The following is a 25,225-nucleotide window of genomic DNA, read 5'->3' as shown; positions in this document are numbered from 1 at the left end:
ATGCTGCGCCGGACATTCATGTGTGCGGGCGGCGGCTTTCTGGCCGCCCTCCCTTTCCTTGGAGATTCCGCGGCGGCCGAAGGCGGCCCGGCGCTCATCGCCATGAGTGGCCGGCCGGACGGCTCACGCGTCTGGTTCGATCCGATCGGAATCCTGATCCGCCCGGGCCAGACCGTCCGCTGGACCAACAGGGACAAGAGCAACTCGCACACCGCCACCGCCTATCACCCGGACAATTACGATCACGCGCTGCGAATCCCGAAGGCCGCGCAGCCGTTCGACAGCGACTATCTGCTGACCGATGAGAGCTATGAAGTGACGCTCACCGCGCCTGGGGTGTATGACTACTATTGCGCCCCGCATGAGGCGGCGGGAATGGTCGGGCGAATCGTGGTGGCGGACTCGGGGCGCGTCGATGGCGGCGCCTACCCGCCCGCCGATCTGCCGCAGGCCGCGCTGGATCGGTTCCCGTCCGTCGCCGACATCCTCGCGCAGGGCGCCGTCCGGGCCCCGGAGGTGGGATGATGATGAAGGTTGAACGCCTCGCCGATTACCGCTCGCTGGATGGGCTGCCGGAGGAACGCCTCGTCGCGCTCGCGCGCGAACGCGACGAGATGGCCGTCCGCGCCCTGATCCAGCGGTGCAATCAACAGATGTTTCGGGTCGCGCGCGGCATCGTGCATAGCGATTCCGAAGCCGAGGACGTGGTGCAGGCGGCGTATGTCTCCGCCTTCACGAAACTGGAGAAGTTTCGCGGCGACGCCGCATTTTCAACCTGGCTGACGCGGATCGTCATGAACGAAGCCTATGGGCGTCTGCGCCGCCGGAAGCTGGTCGTCAATCTCGACGACTATCGCGAGGGGGCGATGAGCGAGTTGGAGGAAGCCATGTCTCATTCGACGACTCCCCCCCCTTCGAGCGCGGAGACCGAGGTCGGGCGCGCGGAGTTTCGCCGGATCCTCGAAGAGGCGGTCGACAGCCTGCCCGAGCCGTTCCGGCTGGCCTATATCCTGCGCGATGTTCAGGAGATGAGCGCGAAGGAGGTGGCCGCGCTTCTCGGCGTCAAGGTGGTGACGATCAAGACGCGCCTGTTTCGCGCCCGCAGATTGCTGCGCGGCAAGCTGGAGAAAACCGCGGCGCGGGAGTTCACCGGCATCTTCCCGTTCGACGGCGAACGCTGCGTCGGAATGACCGACCGAGTATTGAACAGTCTTTTCAATCAGGTGAAGGGAGGTGACGCCAGTTGAGCCAAAAAAAACGCTTCGGCGTCTAGCTTCGCATGCGCTCACAGGATAGACCTTATTTAGGCCATATTTCATCGGGCCGAAACAAAGATTTCATGTGTTGCATTTACGATAGCTTGTGTGCCTGGCGGCGACTGGACGTGTTCTGGCGCCGGCGCGCGGGAAGAAGCGGAGGTTATGATGGCGGATGGTGTCATGCGGCGAGTCCGCGCGAAAGCGGGCATCGTGCGTGGAACTACTTTGACTGATCAGGTGTATGCGGAATTGCGCCGCCGCCTGCTTTTCGGCGTGTTGAAACCCGGAGAGAAGATTTCCGCCCGCAGTTTGGGCCGGACGATGGGGGTGAGCCTGACTCCGGCGCGCGACGCGATCGCGCGCCTGGTGCGGGAGGGCGCGATCGACGTCTCCGCGACGCAGATGTTCTCCGTCCCGTCGCTCGGCAAGGCGCGCTACCGCGAGATCGCCCGGCTTCGACTCATTCTGGAGCCGCTGGCGGTGGAGCTCGCCAGCCTCTCCTTCAGCGAGGATCTCGCGGATGAGCTGGAGATGCTGAACGAGGAGATGCGCGCGAACAACACCGCCGAATCCTATGACGAAGCGTTGCATTTGGACGCGAAATTTCATCTCGCCCTCTATGACGCCACCGAATCTTCCGACCTCCGGCGGCTGATAGACGGATTATGGCTGCTCGTCGGCCCGACGAGGACCCAGCTGCCGTTCGCGTATCGGCAGCGGGAGTCGGGATACGCGCATCATTGCGACATCATCGCGGCGATTCGCATGGGAGACGTCGTCGCCGCGAAGGAGGCGCTGACGCGGGATCTGACGCGCGGCGTGAACGAGATCCTGGAGATCCTCGACTAGCCGCCGCGCGCCGCCATGGGTCAATACGTGGCTTCGATCGTCGCCTTTTTCGCTTCGCCGGCGCGCGCCTTTCCGGCCGCCCACGCCAGATCCTCGAGGAAAGCCTCGCGGGATTTCTCATGCAGCAGCGACATCATCGCGTGCAGGCCCTTCGGATTCCGCGTCAATCCGGGGAGCCAGCCGCGGGTGGTCATCGCTTCGGCGATCTCGAAGACGTCGGCGTCGTCGGTGGTGTAGTTGATGATCGAGAAATCGGGCCGGGCGATCATCCGGAAGCCGAGCTCCTCGAGCCCCGAGACATAGTTGTCGATCATCGTCGAGAGCTGCGTGGCGATCCGCTTGTAGCCGCTTTCGCCGAGATGGTTCAGCACCGCCCAGGACGCGGCGACGGCGCCGCCGGGGCGGGTTCCCGCCAGGGTCGGGGTGCCGAACTTCCCGTTCGGCCACGCGTCGGCCATGAACGTCGCGCGTTCGAGATCGGCCCGGTCCCGGTAGAACACGGTCGAGGCGGGTTTCGGGCAGAAGCCGAACTTGTGGAGATCGGCCGAGATCGACCGGACGCCTTCATGGCGGAAGTCGAATGTCGGGGTCGACCGCCCGATCGCGGTGAACCACGGCGCGAGCCACCCGCCGACGCAGGCGTCGACATGGAGCCAGACATCCGCTTCGAGCGCGAGCGCGGAAAGCTCGTCGATCCGGTCCACCACGCCATGCGGGAAGCAGGGCGCGGAGCCGACGATGGCGATCGTGCGCTCGTCGATCAGCGGGCGGAGGCTGTCGGCGCCGGCGCGCTTGTCCTCGCCGACCTCGCCGCGCCGGATCTCGATATCCATCGCGTCGGCGGCCTTGTCGAAGCCGGGATGCGCGGTGATCGGCATCACCAGGTTCAACCTGTCCTCGCCCGGCCGGAACCCGCGCCGGGCGCGCAGGCTGTCGCGCGCGGCCTTCATCGCCATGAAGATGCTTTCGCTGCCGCCGGTGGAGAACGCGCCGGCGGCGCCGTCCGGGGCGGTGAAGAGGCTGAGCCCGTAATCCAGGATCTCGCGCTCCATCTCGCCGATGCTGAAGAAGGCGCGTTTGCCCCCGAGCGCGTTCTCTCCGAAGAATTCGAGATAGGCGTTCTTGCCGATCTCGTAGGTCTCGTCGTCGGCGTGGAAGACGAAGAGCGGCGTGCGCCCGGCGCGCCAGTCGATGTCGTCGGCCGTGCGGTTGGTCATGTCCGCCTTCAGGTCGTTCCATCCGCGGCCGCCCGCCGGGAAGGGCTTTCTCTGCTCGGTCGTCATGTCATTCTCCTCCACTGCGCCCTTGCGGGCTCCGGCGCCGGTCGCGCCTTTTCATTTCGATTGCGTGGTCGCCAGTCGGGATTCGACGCGGCGCCCGTACCAGGAGATGGCGCCGCACATCGCCGCGTAGATAAGCGCGGCGAAGACATAGGCCTCGACGTAGAATCCGATCCAGTTCGGGTCCGCGAGCGAGGCCTGCGCCGCGCCGAGAAGATCCATCATCGCGACGATGATCACGAGCGAGGTGCCCTTGAGCGCGCCGATGAAGAGGTTGACCATCGCCGGCAGCACGATCAGGAACGCCTGCGGCAGGACGATCCGGCCCATCAGGACCGGGTAGCGGATCCCGAGCGCGCGCGCCGCCTCGAACTGGCCCGACGGGATCGCCTGCAGCCCGCCGCGCAGCACCTCGGCCATATAGGCGGCGAAGAAGATGGTGATCCCGGCCAGAACCCGGCCGAGCCCGTTGGGCGTGAACCCGTCCGGCAGGAAGATCGGCAGGAGCACCGAGGCCATGAACAGCACGCTGATCAGCGGCACGCCGCGGATCAGCTCGATATAGAGCGTCGCGGCCCAGCGATGGACCGGGTAGCCGGAATGCCGCGCCAGCGCGACCGGCACCGCCACGATCAGGCCGAAGAAGACCCCGAACACGGTGAGCAGGATGGTCAGCGGCAAGCCGCCCCAATAGGAGCTCTCGACGAAGGGCAGGCCGAGGACGCCGCCCCACATCAGGAGCGAATAGAGCGCGAGCCCGCCAAGCCAGGCGGGGCCGAGCCACGGCCGCCAGCAGCGCGGGTTGAGCGACGCGATCACCAGCGCGACCAATGTCAGCGTCGCCGCGGCGGCGCGCCATTGCTCTTCGTACGGGTAGCGGCCGAAGACGATCAGCCGCGCCTTCGAGCCGATGAAGGCCCAGCAGGCGCCCGCGTCGGGGGGGCAGCCGTTCATGTCGTCCGCCCGCCAGATGGCGGAGAGAACGGCCCAGTCGAAGATCGGCGCGGCGATCAGCGCCAGCGCGACGACGACCGCGAGGTTGACCGCGCCGGTGATCGGCGTCGGGAAGAACCGCCGGGCGAATCCCGCCGCGGCGCTCATCGCTCCACCAACGCGGCGCGCGCGTTCACCCAGTTGAGAAAGCCCGCGGTTATCAGGCTGAGCGTCAGATAGATGACCATGATGATCGAGATGCATTCGATCGCCTGGCTGGTCTCGGCGAGAGTGATGTTCGCGACCCGCACGATCTCCGGATACCCGATCGCGACGGCGAGGGAGCTTTCCTTGGTCAGGTTCAGATAGGAGTTGCTCATCGGCGGGATGATGATGCGCAGCGCCTGCGGCAGGATGATCTTGCGCATCACCTGCCCGCGCGAGAGGCCGAGCGCGTAGCCGGCCTCGGCCTGGCCCTTGCTCACGCCGAGGATGCCCGCGCGGATGATCTCGGCGTTGAAGGCGCCGACATAGAGCGTGAGGCCGAGGAGCATGGCGGCGAACTCGGGCGAGATCACGATCCCGCCGCTGAAATTGAATCCCTTGAAGGCCGGCGTCTCGATCGCGAGCGGCGCGCCCGCGGCGATGAACGCGGCCAGAGGCGGCGCGATCAGCGCCATCGCCGGCCAGAGCGCGGAGAGCCCCCTCCCGGTCAGGCGCCGCCGCCGCCGGCTCCAGATCAGCGTGAGCAGCGCCGCGAGCGCCCCGCCAAGCAGCGCGAGGCCGATCGCGCCATGGGCCGGGTCCGCGACCGGCGCCGGCAGATAGAGGCCGCGATTGGTGAGAAAGACGCCGTCGACCGGCGAGAGCGCCTGGCGGACGTTCGGCAGCGCCCGGGTCAGGAAGGTGTGCCAGAAGATCAACTGCAGCAGCAGCGGCACATTGCGGATAAGCTCGATATAACCGCGGCAAAGCCGCGCGAGCGCGACGCTCTTCGAAAGCTGGCCGAGCGCGATAAAGAGGCCGAGAAAGGTGGAGAGAGCGATCCCGAGGAGCGCGACCTTCAGCGTGTTCAGCGTCCCGGCCGCGAAGGCGCGCAGATAGGTGTCGCCGGCGCGGAACGGAATCAGCGATTCGCCGATCTCGAACGGCGCCGCCTCCAGCAGAAAGCCGTAGCCCGATTTCACCGACAGGCGAGAGAGGTTCTGGCTCGCCGTCTGCCAGACGACGAAAACCAGAAGGGCGACGACGATCAGGAACAGCGTCTGAGACCGGAATCCCGGCCGCGTCGTCGTCGCGCGCAAACGCGCCGCCCATCCGGATCGGCCGCCGGCGCGCGCCGCCGCTTCCGCGCGCGCGCCAGCTTTCATCGGGTGGTTCACTGCCAGCTGGGAGCCGTCAGCGCGCCGCCGTCCTTCACCAGCGCGTTGAGCCCGCGCTCGACCTTGAGCACCGAGTTCATGCCGAGGTTGCGGTCATAGAACTCGCCGAAATTGCCGACGGCCTTGATGACCGAGACCATCCAGTCGTTCGGCACGCCCATATCCTCGCCGATCGTGTCGTCGACGCCGAGGAACCGCCGGATGGCGGGATCGGTGGAGGTCGCGGCCATCTCCTCGACATTGTCCTGGGTGACGCCCATCTCCTCCGCGGTGATCATGCCCCAGTGCATCCACTGCAGCACTTCGCGAAGCCTCGGGTTGCCCTCCATGATGACCGGCCCCTCGAAGGATTTGGTGATGATGTCTTCGAGGATGACATGGTCGCTCTCGGTTCCCATGCGCAGGCGGCGGATGGCGAGATAGGCCGGCTCCATGGTCACGGCGTCGCAGCGGTTGTCGAAATACATCGAGAACATCTGGTCGGAGTTCTCGGCCGCGACCGGCGAGAAGGCGAGATTGCGCGCCTTGAACCACTCGGCGAGGATGCGCTCCGTCGTCGTGCCGGAGAGCACGCAGATCGTGGCGCCGTCAAGCTCCTCCGGCTTGGTCACGCCGGTGGCGGCGTGGACCATGAATCCCTGCCCGGAGAGGTTGTTGGGGCCGATGAAATCCATGTTGAGGGTCGTCTCGCGGGCGATCGTCATGGTGACGCTGCGCGACAGGATGTCGATCTCGCCGGATTCGAGCACGGGGAACTTGTTCGCGCCCGTGGTGGGGACGTATTTCACTTTCGACGGGTCGCCGAGGATCGCCGCGGCCGCGGCCTGGCAGAACTCCACGTCGAAGCCCGACCATTCGCCCTTGTCGTTCAGAAAGCCGACTCCGGGGAGATAGTCGAGCGTGCCGCAGACGACCTGGCCGCGCTCCTTGATCGTGTCGAGGAGATCGGCCTGCGCCGCGGTCGCGCCGATGGCGAACACGAGTGCTGAGGCGGCGAGTGACTTCTGGAGCATTGGATCGATCCCTGTTGTTAAGATTTGTTGGTGGTGGGATCGAGCCCGGATGTTGCGCTCTCGTCAAGAGAAATTGACGTCCGATATATCGATTTTCGAGAAAAAATGGTCGTTCGCTGGTTGCGACATTCAGGCGTCAATTAAGTATTTGATATCCGATTTGGTTCGTCTACCGTCGTCTGAGCGCCGGCTCTTGCAACCGGGAGTCGCCGCCAACACAGCGTGGTGAAGCAACGATGCCCAGGTCGGACACCGTCGGCGGAAGCAGCCAGGGGCTCGCGCTGAGCACCGCGGCGTTCACCATGTGCTTCGCGGTCTGGACCATCTTCGCGGTCATCGGCGTCGAGATCAAAGCCGAGTACGGCCTGAGCGAGACCGAGTTCGGCCTGCTGATCGCGACCCCGGTGCTCACCGGATCGCTCACGCGGCTCATTCTCGGCGTCTGGGCCGAGCAATACGGCGGCCGCCTGGTCTTCACCCTGCAGATGCTGCTCACCGCGCTCGCGACCTGGGGGCTGACCCTGGCCGACAGCTACGGCGCGTTCCTTCTGGCGGCGCTGGGCGTCGGTCTGGCGGGCGGCTCGTTCGCGATCGGCGTCGTTTACGTCTCGCACTGGTTCCCGAAGGACAAGCTGGGCGCCGCGCTCGGCGTCTTCGGCGCGGGCAATGTGGGCGCGGCGGCGACCACGTTCATCGCGCCCCTGGTCATGGTGGCCTGGGGCTGGGAGGCGGTGGCGCAGGTCTGGGCGGCGGCGCTGGCGCTGGTCGGGGCGGCCTTCTGGCTGTTCGCGGCGGACGATCCCGCCCACGCCGCGCGCGTGGCCTCGGGCGCGGCCCCGGCCTCGATCCGCGAGCAGCTCGCGCCGCTCCGGAAGCTTCAGGTCTGGCGGTTCTCGCTTTACTATTTCTTCGTGTTCGGGGCCTTCGTGGCGCTGGCGCTCTGGCTGCCGAATTACCTTGTCGAGGTTTACGAGGTCGATATCCGCACCGCCGGCATGGCGGCGGCGGTCTTCTCCCTCTCGGCCAGCCTCTTTCGGGTTTATGGCGGACATCTCTCCGATCAGCGCGGCGCGCGGACGGTGATGTACTGGACCTTCGGCTTCTCGATGGTCGTCCTTCTGATGCTGTCCTACCCGCCGACCGATTATGTAATCCACGGCCTCAGGGGGCCGATCTCGTTCTCGACGCAGATGGATTTCGCGCCGTTCGTCATCGCGATCTTCGTGCTCGGCTTCTTCATGAGCCTCGGCAAGGCGGCGGTGTTCAAGCATATCCCGGTCTACTATCCCGACAATGTCGGCGCGGTGGGCGGGCTCGTCGGCATGGTGGGCGGGCTCGGCGGCTTCGCGCTGCCGATCCTGTTCGGGACGCTGCTGGACCTGACCGGGATCTACACCTCGTGTTTCGCCTTTCTCTTCCTTCTGGTCGGCGGCGCGCTGGTCTGGATGCATCTCTCGGTCCGGGCGATGGAGCGGACCGCGGGCGCGGAGGCGCTGGACGCCTTGCCGGCCCTGCCGGAGATGCGGGAGATCCACGATCCCGCGCTGCATACGGAGACCCGGCTCCTCGTCGGCTGGGACCCCGAGGACGAGGCGTTCTGGGAGCGGGCGGGGCGGCGCATCGCCAGGCGCAATCTCTGGATCTCGATCGCCTGCCTTCTCTTCGCGTTCTCGGTCTGGATGGTCTGGTCGGTGGTGGTGGCGGAGCTGCCCCGGGTCGGCTTCGATTTCACCCCGTCGCAGCTCTTCTGGCTCGCGTCGCTTCCCGGCCTCTCCGGCGCGACCTTCCGGATCTTCTATTCGTTCATGGTGCCGATCTTCGGCGGCCGGCTCTGGACGACGGTCTCGACCGCGTCGCTGCTCCTGCCGGCCTTCGGCATCGGCTACGCGGTGCAAAACCCCGAGACGCCCTATTTCATCTTCCTGGTGCTGGCGCTGCTCTGCGGCTTCGGCGGCGGCAATTTCGCCTCGTCCATGGCCAATATCGGCTTCTTCTTCCCCAAGAAGGAGAAGGGCGCGGCGCTCGGCAAGAACGCCGGCCTCGGCAATCTCGGCGTGTCGGTGATGCAGTTCCTGGTGCCGGTGGTGATCACCGCCGGCGTCTTCGGCGCGCTCGGCGGCCCGCCGCGGCCCTTGCCGGACGGGGGGGAGATCTGGCTGCAGAACGCCGGTTTCGTCTGGGTGCCGTTCATCGTGGTCTCCTCGATCGCGGCCTGGGTCGGCATGAACGACATCGCCGACGCGAAGGCGTCCTTCTCCGAGCAGGCGGTGATCTTCCAGCGCAAGCACAACTGGATCATGTGTCTGCTCTACACCGGGACCTTCGGCAGCTTCATCGGCTTCTCTGCGGGGTTCCCGCTGCTGGCCAAGAGCCAGTTTCCCGAGATCGACTCGCTGCAATTCGTCTTCCTCGGGCCGCTGGTCGGCGCGCTCAGCCGCGCCTGGACCGGGTGGGTGGCGGACAAGTATGGCGGCGCGCGGGTCACGGTCTGGGTGTTCGCGAGCATGATCCTGGCGGCGCTCGGGGTGCTGTTCTTCCTGTCGATCGGCTCGTTCCTCGGCTTCTTCGCGATGTTCATGGCGCTGTTCTTCTTCACCGGGGTCGGCAACGCCTCGACCTTCCAGATGATCCCGAACATCGTCGGCGATTACGTGCCGCGGCTGGTCCCCGGCCTCACCCCCGACGAGGCGCGCCGCCAGGTGGCGCGCGAATCGGCCGCGATCACCGCCTTCACCTCCGCGATCGCGGCCTATGGCGCGTTCTTCATCCCCAAGGCCTATGGCAGCTCGATCTCGATGACCGGCGGCGCCGAGGCCGCGCTCTGGGGGTTCGTCGCCTTTTACGTCGTCTGCCTCGCCGTCACCTGGGTCTGGTACGACCGGCCCGGCGGCCTGCTTCACGCCCTCGAGCGCCGCCGCGGCGCCGCGTCGCCCGGCGACGCCCAGCCAGCCTGACCGAAGGAGCCAAGGTCATGAGCCATCTTCTGGATCGACTGAATTTCTTCCGACCGAAGCGCGTCGGCGCCTTCTCGGGCGGCCATGGCGAGACGACGGACGAGAGCCGCGCCTGGGAGGACGTCTACCGGAACCGCTGGCGGCACGACAAGATCGTCCGCTCGACCCATGGCGTGAACTGCACCGGCTCCTGCTCGTGGAAGATCTACGTCAAGTCCGGCATCGTCACCTGGGAGACGCAGCAGACCGACTATCCGCGCACCCGGCCGGACATGCCGAACCATGAGCCGCGCGGCTGCTCGCGCGGCGCGAGCTACAGCTGGTATCTCTACTCGGCCAATCGGGTGAAGACGCCGCTGGTCCGCTCGCGGCTGCTGAAGACATGGCGCCGGATGCGCGAGACGATGAGCGCGACCGCGGCCTGGGCGGCGATCCAGGCCGACCCGATCCTGCGGCGGGACTACGTGAAGGTGCGCGGCAAGGGCGGCTTCGTCCGCGCCTCATGGGACGAGGCGGCGGAGCTCGTGGCGGCGGCGAACGCCTACACCGCCAAGACCTACGGGCCGGACCGGGTGTTCGGCTTCTCGCCGATCCCGGCGATGTCGATGATCTCCTACGCGGCGGGCGCGCGCTATCTCTCGCTGCTTGGCGGCACCTGCCTCTCGTTCTACGACTGGTATTGCGACCTGCCGCCGGCCAGCCCCCAGACCTGGGGCGAGCAGACCGACGTGCCCGAAAGCGCGGACTGGTACAATTCGTCGTTCCTGCTTCTCTGGGGCTCGAACGTGCCGCAGACCCGGACGCCCGACGCGCATTTCTACACCGAGGCGCGCTATCGCGGCGCGAAATCCTGCGTCATCAGCCCGGATTATTCCGAGGCGTCGAAATTCTCCGATATCTGGCTCTCGCCGCGCGCCGGCACCGACAGCGCGCTGGCGATGGCGATGGGCCATGTGATCCTGCGGGAGTTCCATGTCGACCGGCAGCCGGAGTATTTCGGCGATTACGCGCGCAAATACACCGACATGCCGATGCTGGTGCGGCTGGAGGAGAAGGACGGCCGGCTGATCCCGGGAAGGATGCTGCGCGCGGCCGATTTCGACGGCGCGCTCGGCCAGACCAACAATCCCGACTGGAAGACCGTGGCCTGGGACGACGAGACCGGCGAGGTCGTGGTCCCGAACGGCTCGATCGGATTCCGCTGGGGCGACGACGGAACCTGGAACCTGGAGGAGAAGGCCGGCGGCGCGCCGACGCGGCTGCGCCTGACCCAGATCGCGGAAGATCACCGGGACGAGGTGGCGGGCGTCGACTTCCCGTATTTCGGCGGCGCGGCGCATGGCCCGTTCGTGAAATCGGGGCATCCCGAAGTGCTGACCCGCAACGTGCCGGCGCGCCGGATCCGCACCGCCGAGGGCGAGTTTCTGGCGGCGACGGTGTTCGATCTCTTCTGCGCCAATTACGGGATCGACCGGGGCCTCGGCGGCGACTGGGTCACGGCGGATTACGCGGAGGATATCCCCGGCACGCCGGCCTGGGCGGAGAAGATCACCGGGGTGAAGGCGAACGCCATCATCACCGTGGCCCGTGAATTCGCGCTGAACGCGGAGAAGACCAACGGCAAGTCGATGGTCATCCTCGGGGCCGGGATCAACCACTGGTACCACATGGACATGACCTACCGCGCCATCATCAACATGCTGGTGATGTGCGGTTGCGTCGGCCAGTCCGGCGGCGGCTGGAGCCATTATGTGGGCCAGGAGAAGCTCCGCCCCCAGACCGGCTGGATCCCGCTCACCTTCGCGCTGGACTGGAGCCGGCCGCCGCGGCAGATGAACGGAACCTCCGCCTTCTACGCGCATAGCGACCAGTGGCGCTACGAGACCGTGAAGGTCAGCGACATCCTCAGCCCCACCGCCCCCGCGGGCGATTGGGACGCGAGCATGATCGACCTCAACATCCGGGCCGAACGCATGGGCTGGCTGCCCTCGGCGCCGCAGTTGAAGACCAACCCGCTTGAGGTCGGCCGGGCGGCGAAGGCGGCGGGCGTCGATGCGCGCGCCTATGTCGCCGAAAAGCTGAAATCGGGCGAATTGCAGATGTCCTGCGAGGATCCGGACGCGCCCGAGAACTGGCCGCGCAACCTCTTCGTCTGGCGCTCGAACATCCTCGGCTCCAGCGGCAAGGGGCACGAGTATTTCCTGAAGCATCTCCTCGGCACGCAGCACGGGATCGTCGGCAAGGATCTCGGCGAAGAGGGCAAGGTGCGCGCGAAGGAGGCGGTCTGGCGCGACGAGGCCCCGGTGGGGAAACTCGACCTGCTGGTGACGCTGGATTTCCGGATGTCGACCACGGCGGTCTATTCCGACATCGTGCTGCCGGCGGCGAGCTGGTACGAGAAGGACGACCTCAACACCTCCGACATGCACCCGTTCATCCACCCGCTTCAGGCGGCGGTGGACCCGGCTTACGAGTCGCGCTCGGACTGGGAGATCTTCAAGACCCTCGCGAAGAAGTTCAGCGAGGTCGCGCCGGAGCTGCTCGGCGTCGAGCAGGACGTGGTGCAGCTGCCGCTTCAGCACGACACCCCGAGCGAGCTGGCGCAGGGCCATGTCCGGGACTGGAAAAAGGGCGAGTGCGATCTGATCCCCGGCGTGACGGCGCCGGATTATATCGCGGTGGAGCGGGACTACCCCAATCTCTACAAGAAATTCACCTCGCTCGGCCCGTTGCTGGACAAGCTGGGCAATGGCGGCAAGGGCATCGGCTGGGACACCAGAGACGAGGTGCGCCATCTCGTCGATCTGAACGAGCCGGTGCTGGAGGAGGGGATCTCGAAAGGGCTGGCGAAGCTCGACACCGCGATCGACGCCTGCGAGACGGTGCTGATGCTCGCCCCCGAGACCAATGGCGAGGTCGCGATGAAGGCGTGGGCCGCGCTCGGCAAGATCACCGGGCGCGAGCATGCGCATCTCGCTGCTGGCAAGGAGCATGAGAAGATCCGCTTCCGCGACATCGTCGCGCAGCCGCGCAAGATCATCTCCTCGCCGACCTGGTCCGGGATCGAAAGCGAGGAGGTCTCCTACAACGCCGGCTACACCAATGTTCATGAGCTGATCCCGTGGCGCACGCTCAGCGGGCGACAGCAGCTTTATCAGGATCACCTCTGGATGCGGGCCTTCGGCGAGGGGTTCTGCTCCTATCGCCCGCCGGTCGATCTGAAATCCGTCACCGCGGCGGTGAACAGCGATGAGCGGGACGGCGCGCCGCATGTGGTGCTGAACTTCATCACGCCCCATCAGAAATGGGGCATCCATTCCACCTACACCGACAACTTGATCATGCTGACGCTGAATCGCGGCGGCCCGGTGGTCTGGATCTCCGAGGTCGACGCGAAGACCGCGGGCATCGTCGATAACGACTGGATCGAGCTTTACAACGTCAACGGCGCGCTGACCGCGCGCGCGGTGGTCTCGCAGCGGATCAAGCCCGGCACCACCTACATGTATCACGCTCAGGAGAAGATCGTGAACACGCCCGGCTCCCAGCGCACCGGCCACCGCGGCGGCATCCACAACTCGGTGACGCGCACGGTGCTGAAGCCGACCCACATGATCGGCGGCTACGCGCAGCTTTCCTACGGCTTCAACTATTACGGCACGGTGGGCTCGAACCGTGACGAGTTCGTGGTCGTGCGGAAGATGACCAAGGTGGACTGGCTGGACCAGCCTGCGGCGCCCGATCCGGCGCCGACGGACCCGCAGATGGAGACGGCGAAATGAAGATACGCGCGCAAATCGGCAAGGTCCTGAACCTCGACAAATGCATCGGCTGCCACACCTGCTCCGTCACCTGCAAGAACGTCTGGACCAGCCGCGACGGGGTCGAATACGCGTGGTTCAACAATGTCGAGACCAAGCCCGGAATCGGCTATCCGAAGGACTGGGAGAACCAGAAACGCTGGAACGGCGGCTGGGTCCGCAATTCGCGCGGCCATCTGCAGCCGAAGCAGGGCGCGAAATGGCGCATCCTCGCCAACATCTTCGGCAACCCGGACCTGCCGCAGATCGACGATTTCTACGAGCCCTTCACCTTCGATTACGATCACCTGCAATCCGCGCCGGAGATGGACCATTTCCCCACCGCGCGGCCGCGCTCGAAGATCACCGGCGAGCGGATGGAGAAGATCGAATGGGGGCCGAACTGGGAGGAGATCCTCGGCGGCGAATTCGAGAAGCGCTCCAAGGATTACAATTTCGAGGGCGTCCAGAAGGAGATCTACGGCCAGTTCGAAAACAGCTTCATGATGTATCTGCCGCGGCTCTGCGAGCATTGCCTGAACCCGACCTGCGCGGCCTCATGCCCCTCCGGCGCGATCTACAAGCGCGAGGAGGACGGGATCGTCCTGATCGATCAGGAGAAATGCCGCGGCTGGCGGATGTGCGTCTCCGGCTGCCCCTACAAGAAGATCTATTACAACTGGGAGACCGGCAAATCCGAGAAATGCACCTTCTGCTACCCGCGCATCGAGAGCGGGCAGCCGACGGTCTGCTCGGAGACCTGCGTCGGGCGGATCCGCTATCTCGGCGTCGTGCTCTATGACGCCGACCGGATCCAGGAGGCCGCCAGCACCGAGAACGAAGAGGATCTCTATCAGGCGCAGCTCGACATCTTCCTCGACCCGCACGATCCGGTGGTGCAGGAGATGGCGCTGGCGGATGGCGTGCCGCGGGACTGGATCGAGGCGGCCAAGCGCTCCCCGGTCTACAAGATGGCGATGGACTGGAAGATCGCCTTCCCGCTGCACCCCGAATACCGCACCCTGCCGATGGTCTGGTACGTGCCGCCGCTCAGCCCGATCCAGAACGCCGCCGAGGCCGGCCAGATCGGCCATGACGGCGCCATGCCGGACGTGAAAAGCCTGCGCATCCCGGTGCGCTACCTCGCCAACCTGCTGACCGCGGGCAAGGAGGCGCCGATCGTCACCGCGCTGGAGCGGATGCTGGCGATGCGCGGCTACATGCGCTCGAAAACCGTGGACGGCGTGATCGACGAGGCGATCGCCGAGCGCGTCGGCCTGACCCCGGCGATCATCGAGGACATGTACAAGATCATGGCCATCGCCGATTACGAGGAGCGGTTCGTGATCCCGACCGCGCACCGCGAGCTGGCGGAGGAGGACATCATGGGCCTGCGCGGCGGCTGCGGCTTCACCGACGGCAACGGCTGCTCCACCGGCTCGTCCGGGCGCACGCTGTTCGGCAACAAGACGCGCGGGCTCACGATCCCGGAGGCGATGAAGTCATGATCGTCACCCTCAAGGCGCTCTCCGCGCTGCTGACCTATCCGGGCGAGGAGCTTCAGGCGGCGGCGCCCGAGATCGCGCCGGCGCTCCGCAAGGAGGGCCTGCTCGACGACGCGCGGATCGCGGCGCTGGAGCCGCTTCTGCGCGAGCTGGCGACGCGCGACATCTTCGATCTGCAGGAGCGCTTCGTGCTGCTCTTCGATCGCTCGCGGACCCTGTCGCTCAACCTCTTCGAGCATGTGCATGGCGAAAGCCGGGACCGGGGCGGGGCGATGGTCGACCTGCTCGAAACCTACCGCGCCGGCGGCTTCGAGCCGACCGGCCCCGAACTGCCGGACCATCTGCCGATGCTTCTGGAGTTTCTGGCCAGCCGCCCGCTGGCCGAGGCGCGGGAGATGCTGGCGGACGCGGTCCATATCCTGATCGCGCTGGCCGAACGGCTGGAGCGCCGCGGCGCCAGCCCCTACGCGCCCGTCTTTCGCGCGCTTGAATCGCTCTCGGCGGCGTCGGCGGCGGCGGATCTTCTCGCCGAGATCACCGGCCTGCCGGATGACGACCCCGAAGACCTCGCGGCGCTGGACGCGGTCTGGGAGGAGGCGATGGTCACCTTCGGCCCCGACCCGAACGCGGGCTGCCCGGCCGGGCGCGACCTGCTCTCACGGATGGGGCCGGGGCCGGCGCCGGACTGGACCGATCTCAAGGCCGCAGATGGAGGACGGAGATGAACTTCCTGCTGTTCCAGGTTTATCCCTATATCGCGCTCACCGTGCTGGCGGTCGGCTCCATCGCCCGCTACGAGCGGGATCCCTTCACATGGAAGTCGAGTTCGAGCCAGCTTCTGCGCCGCCAGTTGCTGATCCGCGGCTCGGTGCTGTTCCATGTCGGGATTCTGATCATCTTCTTCGGGCATCTGGGCGGGCTTCTGACCCCGCTCTGGTTCTTCGATCTGGTCGGAATCAGCCACGGCTTCAAGCAATGGCTCGCCATCATCGTCGGCGGCTTCGGCGCCGTCCTCGCGCTGATCGGCGGCTATCTGCTGCTGGTCCGGCGGCTTGGCGATCCGCGCATCCGCGCGACGTCGAGCGTCGCCGATATCGGCATCCTCGCGCTTTTGATGACGCAGCTCGTCATCGGCGTGATGACGATCTTCGTGTCGCTGCAGCATCTCGACGGCGGCGAGATGGTCAGGTTCATGGCCTGGGCGCAGGGGATCTTCACCTTCGAGACCGACGCCTGGCGCTATGTGGAGAACACCAACATCCTGTTCAAGCTGCATATATTCGTCGGGTTGACGATCTTCCTGCTGTTCCCGTTCACGCGGCTCGTGCACATGCTGTCGGCGCCGGTCCGCTATCTCTGGCGGCCCTATCAGGTCGTCCGCACCCGGCGCCGGCGGCCCGCCGCCGCGGGCCGGACCACGGAGTGAGCCGATGGCGACCCCGAACCCGCTACAGCCGGATCTGGTGATCAATGGAGAGACGATCCCGGCGGCGCTGATCGCCGCCGAGGCGCAAAATCATCCGGCGCCGCCGGGCAAACCCGGCCACGCCTGGCGCGCCGCGGCGCGGGCGCTGGCGATCCGCGCGCTTCTCCTGCAGGAGGCGCGGCGGCTGGGCCTGAGCCCCGCTCCCGAGGAGATCGCGCCGGGGCGGCGCGAGCTGGACGACGAGGCGCTGATCCGCGCCGTCATCGAGCGCAATGTGACCCCGGCGCCGCCGGACGAGGCGGCGTGCCGGGCGATCTACGCGGCGCATCCGGAGCGGTTCCGCTCGCCCGCGCTCTATGAGGCCTCGCATATTCTCCTGCCGGCCGAGCCGGGGGACGCCGACGCCCGCGCCGCGGCGCAGGCGCTGGGCCGGGCGCTGATCGCGGAGATCGCCCGCGACCCCGGCGCGTTCGAGCGTCTGGCGCGGGAGAATTCGGCCTGCGATTCGCGCGCCAATGGCGGCCGTCTCGGGCAGATCGGCCCCGGAGACACGGTCGCCGAGTTCGAGGCGGCGCTGGACGCGCTTGCGCCCGGCGCCGTCGCGCCCGCGCCGGTCGAGACGCGCTACGGGGTGCATGTGATCCGGCTGGACGCACGCGCGGAGGGGGCTCTTCTGCCGTTCGAGAGCGTGCGCGCGGGCATTCAGGAACAGGTCGAACGCGCGGCCTGGGCGCGCGAGGCGCGGGCGCTGGTCGCGCGCCTCGCCGCCGCGGCGGAGACGCGCGGCGTCGATCTTTCGCCGGCGGCGTGAGCCCGGCCGGAGCTATGACTGGGTCGGCTGGCCGGGCGTGGATTTCGCGCGCGTCAGAAGCGGCCAGTAGAGCGCGGCGAAACCGCCGAAGGCGATGATCCAGCCCGCCCCGGCCAGATGCAGCAGCCAGTCGGCGCCGGGGGCCAGCCCATACGCGAAGCGCGCCGCGACCGAGACGATCAGCGCCAGATAAAGCGCCGTGATCGGGCGCGACGCGGTGAGCGGCTTGCCGCAATGGCCGAGGCTGGCGCGGGTCATCACCGCGAGGGTCATCAGCCCGACCGCGCCGGCCATCCAGAGATGCTGGGCCGCCGCCGCCGCGCCCGGCAGGAAGGCGCTCGCGGCCACCCCGAGGAACCCGATCGGGATGAACGCGTAGCCCGCGTGCAGAACCCAGACCAGCGGCTCGGCCCCGGCGTGGCGCCCGGACCAGCGCGACAGCCGCCAGAGATGCGCGATTCCGGCCAGCGCCGCCAGCGCCGCCGTCGCCCATTCGTGCGGCCAGACCACCCAGACCGCCAGCGCCGCCACGGTGAAGAGCAGGATCGCGCCATCGGCGCGGTTGAAGAGCGTCGGCTCCGGCCCGGCCTTCCGCGCCCTCATCCAGTTGCGCGTGAAGATCGGCGTGATCCGCCCGCCGATCAACGAGATCAGAAGCACCGCCGCCATCAGGCCGAGGCGCAGCCCATGGCCCGCCGCGGGGAAGCCCCCCTCGGCGGCCTCCCAATGGAAGAGCGCGTTGGCGACGCCCCAGCCGGTCAGAAGCGCCACCACCGGCAGATTGCGCCAGTTGCCCCCCGCGATGATCGCATTGCCGAAATAGGCGACCAGCGCCGCCGGCAAGGCGAGATCGATGAGCGCGACCGGCAGCGGCGCCGTCTCCGCCGAGGTCAGGACCGCGACGCGGCCCGCCAGCCAGAGCGCGACCAGCCCGGCCAGCGGCCAGCCCATGAGCGCGGGGCGCCCGGTCCAGTTCGGCGCCGCCGTCAGAACGAACCCCGAGACGACCGCGCCGAGATACCCGAAGAGCAGCTCATGCGCATGCCAGGAGATCGGGTCGAAGGCGGTCGGCGGCGCCATCCGCCCGGCCAGCATGGGAATCCAGAGCGCCATCGCCGCCGCCGCCCAGACGGCGCCGAAAAGGAAGAACGGCCGCAGGCCGAGCGTGAAGAGGGCGGGGCGGCGCGGGGCGAGGGCCGGGTCGGCGGAAGCGGACATGCGCGTTTTCTCCATTCGGTGGCGGCCGCGCCATGCGCAGGGCGTCCCGGTCAGGGGCGGGGCCGCCCGCGCCCTCGGGGGTTCACGGGCGCGGGCGGAGCGTCGGGGCGGCGGCTCAGGCCTTCTCTTCCTCCGCCAGCAGATCGAGCGTCAGGGCGGAATGGGCGTAGGACGCGCCCGCGCGCATCTCCGCCGCGACCCAGATCGCCTCCATGACCTGCTCGGGGGTCGCGCCGGCGCGCCGCGCGCTTTTCACATGGCCCTCGATGCACCAGGGGCACTGCGTGACATGGGCGACCGCGACGGCGATCAGCTGCTTGGTGCGCACGTCGAGCGCGCCTTCGGCGAACACCGCCTTGGTGAACGCCTTGAAGGCGGCGCTCGCGTCGGGCGTGAGGGCGTTGCGGCGCTCGGCATGGGCGGCGGTGGCTTTCGGGAGATGGAATTCGGACATGAGGGACGCCTTTCAGGCTGCGGATTCGAATTGTGGAAACAGCACGTCGTTCTCGAGTCGCGTGTGCTCCACGAGATCGGCGACGAACTGGGCCAGCCCTTCATAGAGGGCGGTCCATTTCCGGCACGCCCCGGCGGGAAGAGTCAAGTCGTCCGTCAGGGCGCGGATGCGGATGATCTCCGCGCCCTGATCGTCGTGATCGGCGCGCATCGCCGCGATCTGGGTGGGAAGACCCGGCGTTCCGCCGCGCCGAATCGCCGGAAAGAGCAGCAGCTCCTCCTTCCGCATGTGGACCTCCAGCTCGCCGATCAGCCGCTGCAGGCGCTCCGCGAGGCCGGCGGGGACATGCGGCGCCCCGGCGTGGACCTGTTCGACCTTCGCCGACAGCGCCGTCAACTCGGGCAGCGCCTTGCGGTGGCGCGCATGATACCGCGTCTCGATATAGGTCGTCAGCGCGGAGGGGTCGTCGATCGGGGCCGTCTCTTCGGGCATCTCCCTCTCCTTCTCGGGGCGTCGGCGGCGCCGCGCGCCACCTTATAACAAGCATTGTAAATACTCATTATAAGGAAAAGACAAGGCGACGTTGCGCCTCACCTCTTCCGTCGCCGGAGAGCGGGGGGAGCGGCCGCGCCGGCTCAGGCCCTCATCGTCTTGAGCAGGGTGTCGGCGCCCCGCGCCAGCAGCCCGGCGTCCGAGCCGCAGGCGACGAAGGAGAAGCCTTCGCCGACCAGCTTGCGCGCGAAAGCCGGATCGGTGACCAGAGTGCCGACCGGGACGCCGGCGTCGATCAGGCCGCGCGCGGCCGGCATGATCAGATCCCAGACCTCGTCATCCAGCGGCCGGCCGAGAAGCCCCATGTCCGCGGAGATGTCCCCGGGGCCGAAGAAGACGCCGCTGACGCCGTCCACGGCGCCGATCTTCGCCGCTTCGCCGATCGCCGCCCTTGTCTCGACCTGCACCAGCACGGCGGTCTCGTCCTCGATCCGGGTGAAATAATCGCTGGTGCGCCCGAAGCCGTTCGCGCGGGTCGTGCCGCTGAAGCCCCGGACCCCGCGCGGGGGATACCGGGTCGCGGCCACGGCCTTCCCGGCCTCCTCCTCCGATTGCACCATCGGCAGCAGCAACCCGGGCGCGCCCGCGTCGAGCAGCCGCTTGATCAGCACGGTGTCGTTCCACTCTGGCCGGACGATGGGCGTGGTCTCATAAGCGGCGAAGACCTGAAGCTGCCCCATGACCGAGACGAGATCGTTGGGCGAATGCTCCATGTCGATCAGCGCCCAGTCGAACCCGGCGCCGGCCACCGCCTCGGCCGCGAAGGCGGTGGAGAGAGAGAGCCAGACGCCGATCTGCGGGCGCCCCGAGCGGATCGCGGCGAGGAATGCGTTGCTGTGCAGCTTCATGGGTCGGCTTTCTCACAAGAGGGGGGCGAAGACGGCGTCGCCGCGGCGGTCATCCGACGATTTCACCCTTGCGGGCGGCGGCGAGCACCTCGGCGATCTCGGCGTCGGACAGGCCATAGGCGGACCGGGCCACGGCCTCGGAGATATAGCCGAGCGCGAGATCGCGCCTGACCAGCGCCGGATCCCGCGCCGCCGGCGCGCCGTAACCGGCGCCTCCGGGGAAGGCCATCATCACCTTGCGGCCATGCGGCACGAACTGCTTGCCTTTCGACTTCATCGCCGTCCCGTCGTCCTGGCTGATCGTGGTCGGCCCGCCGGATTCGCCGCCGCGCCGGCCGCGGGCCGGGTGTTTCTCGCGGTCGAACATGGCCTGAAAGTCGAACTCGTGCCCTTCGCGCGCGCCGACCTCCATATACTGTCCGAGCCCGCCGCGATACTGGCCGGCGCCGCCGCTGTCGGGCCGCAGCTCCTTGCGCCAGATGATCACCGGGCCGACCTGCTCGGTCGCCTCCACCGGCATCGCCATCACGCCGGAGGGAAACGCCGTGGCGCTCATCCCGTCGAGGGTCGGGCGCGCGCCGGAGCCGCCCGAATTGAAGGTGAGGACCTCCGAGCGCACCGCGTCCGCCGGCGCCGGGGCGTCGGTGCGCGGGCGGAGGCTGACCTGGAAATTGCAGAGGCAGCCGGCGCCTTCGGCCGGAACCGTGTCGGGCAGGATCTTGTCCAGCGCGTCATAGACCGTGTCCGGCACCAGATGGCCGATCACATGGCGCATGGCCACCGGCGCCGGGTGCGGCGCGTTGACGATGGTGTTCTCCGGCGCCGTGACCCGGAACGGCTCCAGCGAGGCGGTGTTGTTCGGGATCTCGGGCGCGATCGCGCATTTCAGCGCGTAGCAGGTGTAGGCCTTGGTGTAGACGAGGGGCACGTTGATGCCCTTCTTGTCCACGGGCGACGAGCCGGCCCAGTCGCACATGACGTGGTCGCCCTCGAACGACAGCTTGACCCGAAGGTCGATCGGCCGCTCGTAGCCGTCGATCCGCATGTGGCCCTCGGCCGAGAGGCGCGGAAGCGCGGCGATGCGCTCCAGCGTGGCGCGGCGCGAATTGGTCATGATGAAATCGGAGACGCCGTTCAGATCGGCGAGCCCGAACTCGGTCATCATGTCGGCCAGCCGCCGGTGGCCGATCTCGTTGCAGGTCGCCAGCGCGTAGATGTCGCCGACCAGCTGATCGGGCTCGCGCACATTGGCGCGGATGACGTTGATCAGCGCCTTGTCCACGGTCCCGCGGTCGATGAGCTTCATGATCGGGATATGGAGCCCTTCCTCGTAGACCGAATTGGCGTCCACCCCGAAGCCGCGCCCGCCGATATCGACGACATGGGCGGTGCAGGCGAAAAACCCCGCCAGCCTCCCCTGATGGAACGAGGGGCTGACCACGGTGATGTCGTGCAGGTGGCCGGTGCCCTCCCAGGGGTTGTTGGTGATGTAGACATCGCCTTCGAGGATGTTCTCGCGCCCGATGCGGCGGATGAAATGCGGCACGGAATCGGCCATCGAATTGACGTGGCCCGGCGTGCCGGTCACGGCCTGCGCCAGCATCTCGCCGGCGTCGTTATAGACCCCGGCGGAGAGATCGCCGGCCTCGCGGACCGAGGTGGAGAAGGCGGTGCGGACCAGCGCCTGCGCCTGCTCCTCCACGACGGAGATCAGGCGGTTCCACATGACCTGATGGGCGACTTTGGACGTATCGGACATATCAGGCCCCTTTCACGGTGATGTCGATGCAACCGTCGGAGAGAATGGCGGCCGCGCGGCTGGGCGGGAGAACGACCGTCGTCTCGTCCTCGGTGATGACGGCGGGGCCGTCGACATGGCCGCCCGGCCCGAAGCGCGCGCGGGCGTAGACCCCGGCTTCGGCCGGCCGGCCGAGCGCGGCGTCGAAGAGCTGGCGCGTCCCGTCGCGGGGCGGCGTCGCCCCGGTCTCGATCGGCTCGGCCCGCGCGACCGGCGCGGGCGGCGTGTGGGCGTTGACCGACCACACCGTGATCTCGACCTCCATCCCCTCGACCGTGCGGCCGAAAAGATTGGCGTAATCCTCCTCGAACCGGCGGAGGAACGTGGCCGGATCGGCGGCGGCGGCCTCCTCCGGCGTCAGCGGCACCGGAATCTCCCAGCCCTGACCGGCGTAGCGCACGTAGATCTTGTAGTCGGCGGTGATCTCCGCATCGGCGTCGCAGGAGCGCACGAAGCGCGTCGCCTCGTCCTCCATCTCGGCGAAGAGCCGTTTCACGACCTCCGGATCGAAGTTCGACATCGACATGAAGACGGAGCGGTTGGCCTCGAAACTGAACGGCGCGCGCAGGAAGCCGATCGCGGAGCCGACGCCGGCGCCCTGCGGGATCAGGCATCTGTCGATGCCGAGCTTCTCGCAGAGCCGCGCGGCGTGGAGCGGCGCGGCGCCGCCGAACGCGATCATCGTGTAATCGGCGAGATCCTCGCCGTTCTCGACCGCATGAACGCGCGCGGCGTTGGCCATGTTCTCGTCCACGACCTCGGCGAGGCCCCAGGCCGCCTCGACCGCGCCCATGTCGAGCGGCTCGCCGAGAACGGTCTCCAGCGCCCGGCGCGAATTGTCGGGATGGAGGGGGATGCTCCCGCCCGCGAAATTGTCCGGGTCGAGCTTGCCGAGAATCAGGTCGGCGTCGGTGACGGCGGGCCGCTCGCCGCCCCGGCCGTAGCAGGCCGGCCCCGGCTCGGAGCCGGCGCTTTCCGGCCCGACGCGGATCTGCTTCATCACGTCCACATGCGCGAGCGAGCCGCCGCCGGCGCCGATCTCCACCATGTCGATCACCGGGATCGAGATCGGCATGCCCGAGCCTTTCTTGAACCGGTAGGTCCGCGCGACCTCGAAGACGCGGGCGGTCTTCGGGGTCTGGTTCCTGATCAGGCAGATCTTGGCCGTGGTGCCGCCCATGTCGAAGGAGAGGACCTTGTCCAACCCGTGCCGCGCCGCGATGTCGGCCGCGAAGACCGCGCCGCCCGCGGGGCCGGATTCCACCAGCCGGACCGGGAACTCCGCCGCGCTCTCGATGGAGATGATGCCGCCGCCGGAATGCATCAGGAAGATCGGGCAGTCCGCGCCCTCGGTCTTCAGCCGCCGGACGAGGCGGCCGAGATAGCTCTTCATCAGCGGCTTGATGTAGGCGTTGGCGATCGTGGTGTTGAAGCGCTCGTATTCGCGCATCTGCGGCGAGACTTCCGAGGAGAGCGAGATCATCGCGCCCGGCATCCGCTCCGCCAGAACGTCATGGATCATGCGCTCGTGCGCGTCGTTGACATAGGAGTGCAGCAGCCCGACCGCGACGCTCTCGTAGCCGGCCTCGGCCAGCTCGTCGACCAGCGCCTCGACCTCGGCCCGGTCCAGCGGGATCAGAACCTCGCCGCGCGCGTCCATCCGCTCGTTCACCACATAGCGCCGGTTGCGGGGCAGGAGCGGCTCCGGCAGCGCGAGGTTCAGATCGTATTGCTCGAAGCGGCTCTCGGTCCGCATCTCGATCACGTCGCGAAAGCCCTTGGTCGTGATCAGCGCGGTCTTCGCGCCCTGCCTCTGGATCAGCGCGTTGGTGGCGAGCGTGGTGCCGTGGATGATCTGCCCGAGATCCGGAATCGGCACGCCGGCCTTCTCGCAGACCTGCCGCATCCCTTCGACGATGGCGTCCTCGGGGGCCGAGTACGTGGTCAACACCTTGGTGGAGTGGAGCGTGTCGCCAACCTCGAGAACGACATCCGTGAATGTGCCGCCGATATCGACGCCCAGTCTGTTTGGCTTGGTAACCATGATCGCCTTTCTGCTGAATCGGCGGCAAGATAGGCCGCGCCGATCATTCCGTCTAATTATTAGATATCATAGATTGAATATCTAATTTTTATCACTCGCCACGCCACGTCGCGCCGCCGCCGCCGGCGCGAATCCGCCTCACGTCCGCCGCCGCGCCACCTCGCAGGCGATCTCCGCCGCGCGCCGCACCATCCGGCTCGCCGGCGTATGCCCGTAGGAGGCCGTGAACGCCAGCGGGGCCGGCGTCCATGGATACCCGGTCTCGACCAGATCGCCCGCGCTCACATGCTCCCGCACCAGGGGCTCGGGCAGGGTGGCGACGCCGAGCCCCGCGATCGTCATCTGCACGCAGGCCGCGAGGCTGCTGGACGATACGATCTTCGCCCGGCCGATCCAATGGTCGCGAAAATGGGTCGCGACCTCGACATAGGGGCGCGTGTGGCGCGCATGGGTCAGGATCGTGTGCCGCGCCAGATGTTCGATTCGCCGGAGCGGGGGCGGGATGGTCGGCGCCGCGACCCAGACCAGCGGCACCTGTCCCAGGTCGAGATTGTCGATGTTGAAATCGGAGATCGGCCCGTTGAGGAACGCCAGATCGAGCGAGCGGTCGACCAGGCTCCCGCGGAGATTGACCGAGAGATCCACCGTCAGCTCGACATCGACATTCTGATATTCCGCCTTCAGCGCCCGCAGATAATCGAGGAGCCATGTCTGCGCGACCAGTTCGGTCGCGCCGAGCCGCAGCAGGCCCGGCTCCTCGCCCGCGCGGCTGGACTGGGCCGAAAGCTCCTCGCTGGCGCTCAGCACCCGCTCGGCGTAGCGGAGCAGGACGTCGCCGGTCTGCGTCAGCGCGACCGACCCGGCGTCGCGGTCGAAAAGCTTGGCGCCGAACTCCTTCTCGAGGTCAGCGATCCGAACGGAGATGTTCGGCTGCGTGGTGCCGAGACGTTCTGCGGTCCTGCGGAAGCTGCCGAGCTTTGCGACCCACACGAAGGTTTCGATCTGCTTCAGGGTCCAGGACATGGGCCATACATCCTCACGGTCTCGATGAGTCGTCCAGCTTTCATCGATGAATATATCTAGACGAGTGCGGGTGAAA

General features: G+C 67.5%; 20 protein-coding genes. 9 read left to right on the top strand and 11 right to left on the bottom strand.

Features of this window, described 5'->3' with window-relative positions:
- The 3 genes from WG921_RS08180 to WG921_RS08170 all read left to right on the top strand — a co-directional run bounded on the left by WG921_RS08180 (position 1) and on the right by WG921_RS08170 (position 2,108).
- Positions 1–525 carry a plastocyanin/azurin family copper-binding protein gene (locus WG921_RS08180; RefSeq protein WP_340108722.1) on the top strand — a complete coding sequence of 175 codons (525 nt, stop codon included), beginning with the start codon at positions 1–3 and terminating at the stop codon, positions 523–525.
- Positions 525–1,247: an RNA polymerase sigma factor gene (locus WG921_RS08175; protein WP_340108721.1), complete on the top strand. Its 723-nt coding sequence runs from the start codon at positions 525–527 to the stop codon at positions 1,245–1,247. The genes WG921_RS08180 and WG921_RS08175 overlap by 1 nt, the downstream gene beginning before the upstream one ends.
- A gap of 237 nt (positions 1,248–1,484) precedes the next feature.
- Positions 1,485–2,108: a GntR family transcriptional regulator gene (locus WG921_RS08170; RefSeq protein WP_340108720.1), complete on the top strand. Its 624-nt coding sequence runs from the start codon at positions 1,485–1,487 to the stop codon at positions 2,106–2,108.
- A 20-nt stretch (positions 2,109–2,128) separates the two neighbouring features.
- Here WG921_RS08170 and WG921_RS08165 read toward each other — a convergent pair whose 3' ends face one another.
- From WG921_RS08165 to WG921_RS08150, 4 genes are read right to left on the bottom strand one after another with little or no spacing between them, the layout of a single operon-like run.
- Positions 2,129–3,391 (bottom strand): pyridoxal phosphate-dependent decarboxylase family protein, encoded by a 1,263-nt coding sequence (locus WG921_RS08165; RefSeq protein WP_340108719.1) that lies wholly within the window; start codon positions 3,389–3,391, stop codon positions 2,129–2,131.
- A gap of 51 nt (positions 3,392–3,442) precedes the next feature.
- Complete coding sequence (locus WG921_RS08160) at positions 3,443–4,489, bottom strand: amino acid ABC transporter permease (RefSeq protein ID WP_340108718.1); 1,047 nt, start codon at positions 4,487–4,489, stop codon at positions 3,443–3,445.
- Positions 4,486–5,691, bottom strand: a complete 1,206-nt coding sequence (locus WG921_RS08155; RefSeq protein WP_340108717.1) for an amino acid ABC transporter permease — start codon at positions 5,689–5,691, stop codon at positions 4,486–4,488. The genes WG921_RS08160 and WG921_RS08155 overlap by 4 nt, the downstream gene beginning before the upstream one ends.
- Before the next feature lie 8 nt (positions 5,692–5,699).
- A complete protein-coding gene (locus tag WG921_RS08150) occupies positions 5,700–6,716 on the bottom strand; it encodes an amino acid ABC transporter substrate-binding protein (protein WP_340108716.1) in 1,017 nt (338 codons plus the stop codon).
- Positions 6,717–6,952: 236 nt separating this feature from the next.
- Here WG921_RS08150 and WG921_RS08145 point away from each other — a divergent pair, with 236 nt between their 5' ends.
- From WG921_RS08145 to WG921_RS08120, 6 genes are read left to right on the top strand one after another with little or no spacing between them, the layout of a single operon-like run.
- Complete coding sequence (locus WG921_RS08145; protein WP_340108715.1) at positions 6,953–9,670, top strand: nitrate/nitrite transporter; 2,718 nt, start codon at positions 6,953–6,955, stop codon at positions 9,668–9,670.
- Between the two features lie 17 nt (positions 9,671–9,687).
- Positions 9,688–13,452, top strand: coding sequence for a nitrate reductase subunit alpha (locus WG921_RS08140; protein WP_340108714.1), 3,765 nt, complete (start codon positions 9,688–9,690; stop codon positions 13,450–13,452).
- The gene (gene narH / locus WG921_RS08135) at positions 13,449–14,978 is read left to right on the top strand and encodes a nitrate reductase subunit beta (RefSeq protein ID WP_340108713.1); all 1,530 of its coding nucleotides are present in this window, start codon (positions 13,449–13,451) and stop codon (positions 14,976–14,978) included. The genes WG921_RS08140 and narH overlap by 4 nt, the downstream gene beginning before the upstream one ends.
- On the top strand, positions 14,975–15,700 hold the full coding sequence (gene narJ / locus WG921_RS08130; RefSeq protein ID WP_340108712.1) for a nitrate reductase molybdenum cofactor assembly chaperone: 726 nt from the start codon (positions 14,975–14,977) through the stop codon (positions 15,698–15,700). The genes narH and narJ overlap by 4 nt, the downstream gene beginning before the upstream one ends.
- Positions 15,697–16,401: a respiratory nitrate reductase subunit gamma gene (gene narI / locus WG921_RS08125; protein ID WP_340108711.1), complete on the top strand. Its 705-nt coding sequence runs from the start codon at positions 15,697–15,699 to the stop codon at positions 16,399–16,401. The genes narJ and narI overlap by 4 nt, the downstream gene beginning before the upstream one ends.
- A gap of 4 nt (positions 16,402–16,405) precedes the next feature.
- Positions 16,406–17,212, top strand: coding sequence for a peptidylprolyl isomerase (locus WG921_RS08120; protein ID WP_340108710.1), 807 nt, complete (start codon positions 16,406–16,408; stop codon positions 17,210–17,212).
- A 12-nt stretch (positions 17,213–17,224) separates the two neighbouring features.
- On the opposite strand, the gene WG921_RS08115 is transcribed toward WG921_RS08120, so the two are convergent.
- From WG921_RS08115 to WG921_RS08085, 7 genes are all read right to left on the bottom strand, one after another.
- Positions 17,225–18,430 (bottom strand): NnrS family protein, encoded by a 1,206-nt coding sequence (locus WG921_RS08115; protein WP_340108709.1) that lies wholly within the window; start codon positions 18,428–18,430, stop codon positions 17,225–17,227.
- A gap of 115 nt (positions 18,431–18,545) precedes the next feature.
- On the bottom strand, positions 18,546–18,884 hold the full coding sequence (locus WG921_RS08110; protein WP_340108708.1) for a carboxymuconolactone decarboxylase family protein: 339 nt from the start codon (positions 18,882–18,884) through the stop codon (positions 18,546–18,548).
- Positions 18,885–18,896: 12 nt separating this feature from the next.
- Positions 18,897–19,376 carry a hemerythrin domain-containing protein gene (locus WG921_RS08105; protein WP_340108707.1) on the bottom strand — a complete coding sequence of 160 codons (480 nt, stop codon included), beginning with the start codon at positions 19,374–19,376 and terminating at the stop codon, positions 18,897–18,899.
- Positions 19,377–19,519: 143 nt separating this feature from the next.
- The gene (locus WG921_RS08100; protein ID WP_340108706.1) at positions 19,520–20,284 is read right to left on the bottom strand and encodes an HpcH/HpaI aldolase family protein; all 765 of its coding nucleotides are present in this window, start codon (positions 20,282–20,284) and stop codon (positions 19,520–19,522) included.
- Positions 20,285–20,333: 49 nt separating this feature from the next.
- Positions 20,334–22,043 (bottom strand): hydantoinase B/oxoprolinase family protein, encoded by a 1,710-nt coding sequence (locus tag WG921_RS08095; protein ID WP_340108705.1) that lies wholly within the window; start codon positions 22,041–22,043, stop codon positions 20,334–20,336.
- A gap of 1 nt (position 22,044) precedes the next feature.
- Entirely contained in the window at positions 22,045–24,126 is a 2,082-nt protein-coding gene (locus tag WG921_RS08090; RefSeq protein WP_340108704.1) for a hydantoinase/oxoprolinase family protein, read from the bottom strand.
- A gap of 138 nt (positions 24,127–24,264) precedes the next feature.
- Positions 24,265–25,149, bottom strand: coding sequence for a LysR family transcriptional regulator (locus tag WG921_RS08085; protein ID WP_340108703.1), 885 nt, complete (start codon positions 25,147–25,149; stop codon positions 24,265–24,267).
- Positions 25,150–25,225: the final 76 nt, after the last annotated feature.

This window comes from Paludibacillus litoralis, from assembly GCF_037646705.1.
Taxonomy (GTDB): domain Bacteria; phylum Pseudomonadota; class Alphaproteobacteria; order Rhodobacterales; family Rhodobacteraceae; genus Pikeienuella; species Pikeienuella litoralis.
The sequence above is the reverse complement of the archived record's forward strand: the minus strand, read 5'-3'. Positions and strand labels throughout refer to the sequence as shown.

Bases quoted from the DNA above. Each gene is read 5' to 3' on its own strand.
- WG921_RS08180 (WP_340108722.1), top strand. From the start codon at position 1: ATGCTGCGCCGGACATTCATGTGTGCGGGCGGCGGCTTTCTGGCCGCC.
- WG921_RS08175 (WP_340108721.1), top strand. From the start codon at position 525: ATGATGAAGGTTGAACGCCTCGCCGATTACCGCTCGCTGGATGGGCTG.
- WG921_RS08165 (WP_340108719.1), bottom strand. From the start codon at position 3,391: ATGACGACCGAGCAGAGAAAGCCCTTCCCGGCGGGCGGCCGCGGATGG.
- WG921_RS08160 (WP_340108718.1), bottom strand. From the start codon at position 4,489: ATGAGCGCCGCGGCGGGATTCGCCCGGCGGTTCTTCCCGACGCCGATC.
- WG921_RS08155 (WP_340108717.1), bottom strand. From the start codon at position 5,691: ATGAAAGCTGGCGCGCGCGCGGAAGCGGCGGCGCGCGCCGGCGGCCGA.
- WG921_RS08150 (WP_340108716.1), bottom strand. From the start codon at position 6,716: ATGCTCCAGAAGTCACTCGCCGCCTCAGCACTCGTGTTCGCCATCGGC.
- WG921_RS08145 (WP_340108715.1), top strand. From the start codon at position 6,953: ATGCCCAGGTCGGACACCGTCGGCGGAAGCAGCCAGGGGCTCGCGCTG.
- WG921_RS08140 (WP_340108714.1), top strand. From the start codon at position 9,688: ATGAGCCATCTTCTGGATCGACTGAATTTCTTCCGACCGAAGCGCGTC.
- narH (WP_340108713.1), top strand. From the start codon at position 13,449: ATGAAGATACGCGCGCAAATCGGCAAGGTCCTGAACCTCGACAAATGC.
- narJ (WP_340108712.1), top strand. From the start codon at position 14,975: ATGATCGTCACCCTCAAGGCGCTCTCCGCGCTGCTGACCTATCCGGGC.
- narI (WP_340108711.1), top strand. From the start codon at position 15,697: ATGAACTTCCTGCTGTTCCAGGTTTATCCCTATATCGCGCTCACCGTG.
- WG921_RS08120 (WP_340108710.1), top strand. From the start codon at position 16,406: ATGGCGACCCCGAACCCGCTACAGCCGGATCTGGTGATCAATGGAGAG.
- WG921_RS08115 (WP_340108709.1), bottom strand. From the start codon at position 18,430: ATGTCCGCTTCCGCCGACCCGGCCCTCGCCCCGCGCCGCCCCGCCCTC.
- WG921_RS08110 (WP_340108708.1), bottom strand. From the start codon at position 18,884: ATGTCCGAATTCCATCTCCCGAAAGCCACCGCCGCCCATGCCGAGCGC.
- WG921_RS08105 (WP_340108707.1), bottom strand. From the start codon at position 19,376: ATGCCCGAAGAGACGGCCCCGATCGACGACCCCTCCGCGCTGACGACC.
- WG921_RS08100 (WP_340108706.1), bottom strand. From the start codon at position 20,284: ATGAAGCTGCACAGCAACGCATTCCTCGCCGCGATCCGCTCGGGGCGC.
- WG921_RS08095 (WP_340108705.1), bottom strand. From the start codon at position 22,043: ATGTCCGATACGTCCAAAGTCGCCCATCAGGTCATGTGGAACCGCCTG.
- WG921_RS08090 (WP_340108704.1), bottom strand. From the start codon at position 24,126: ATGGTTACCAAGCCAAACAGACTGGGCGTCGATATCGGCGGCACATTC.
- WG921_RS08085 (WP_340108703.1), bottom strand. From the start codon at position 25,149: ATGTCCTGGACCCTGAAGCAGATCGAAACCTTCGTGTGGGTCGCAAAG.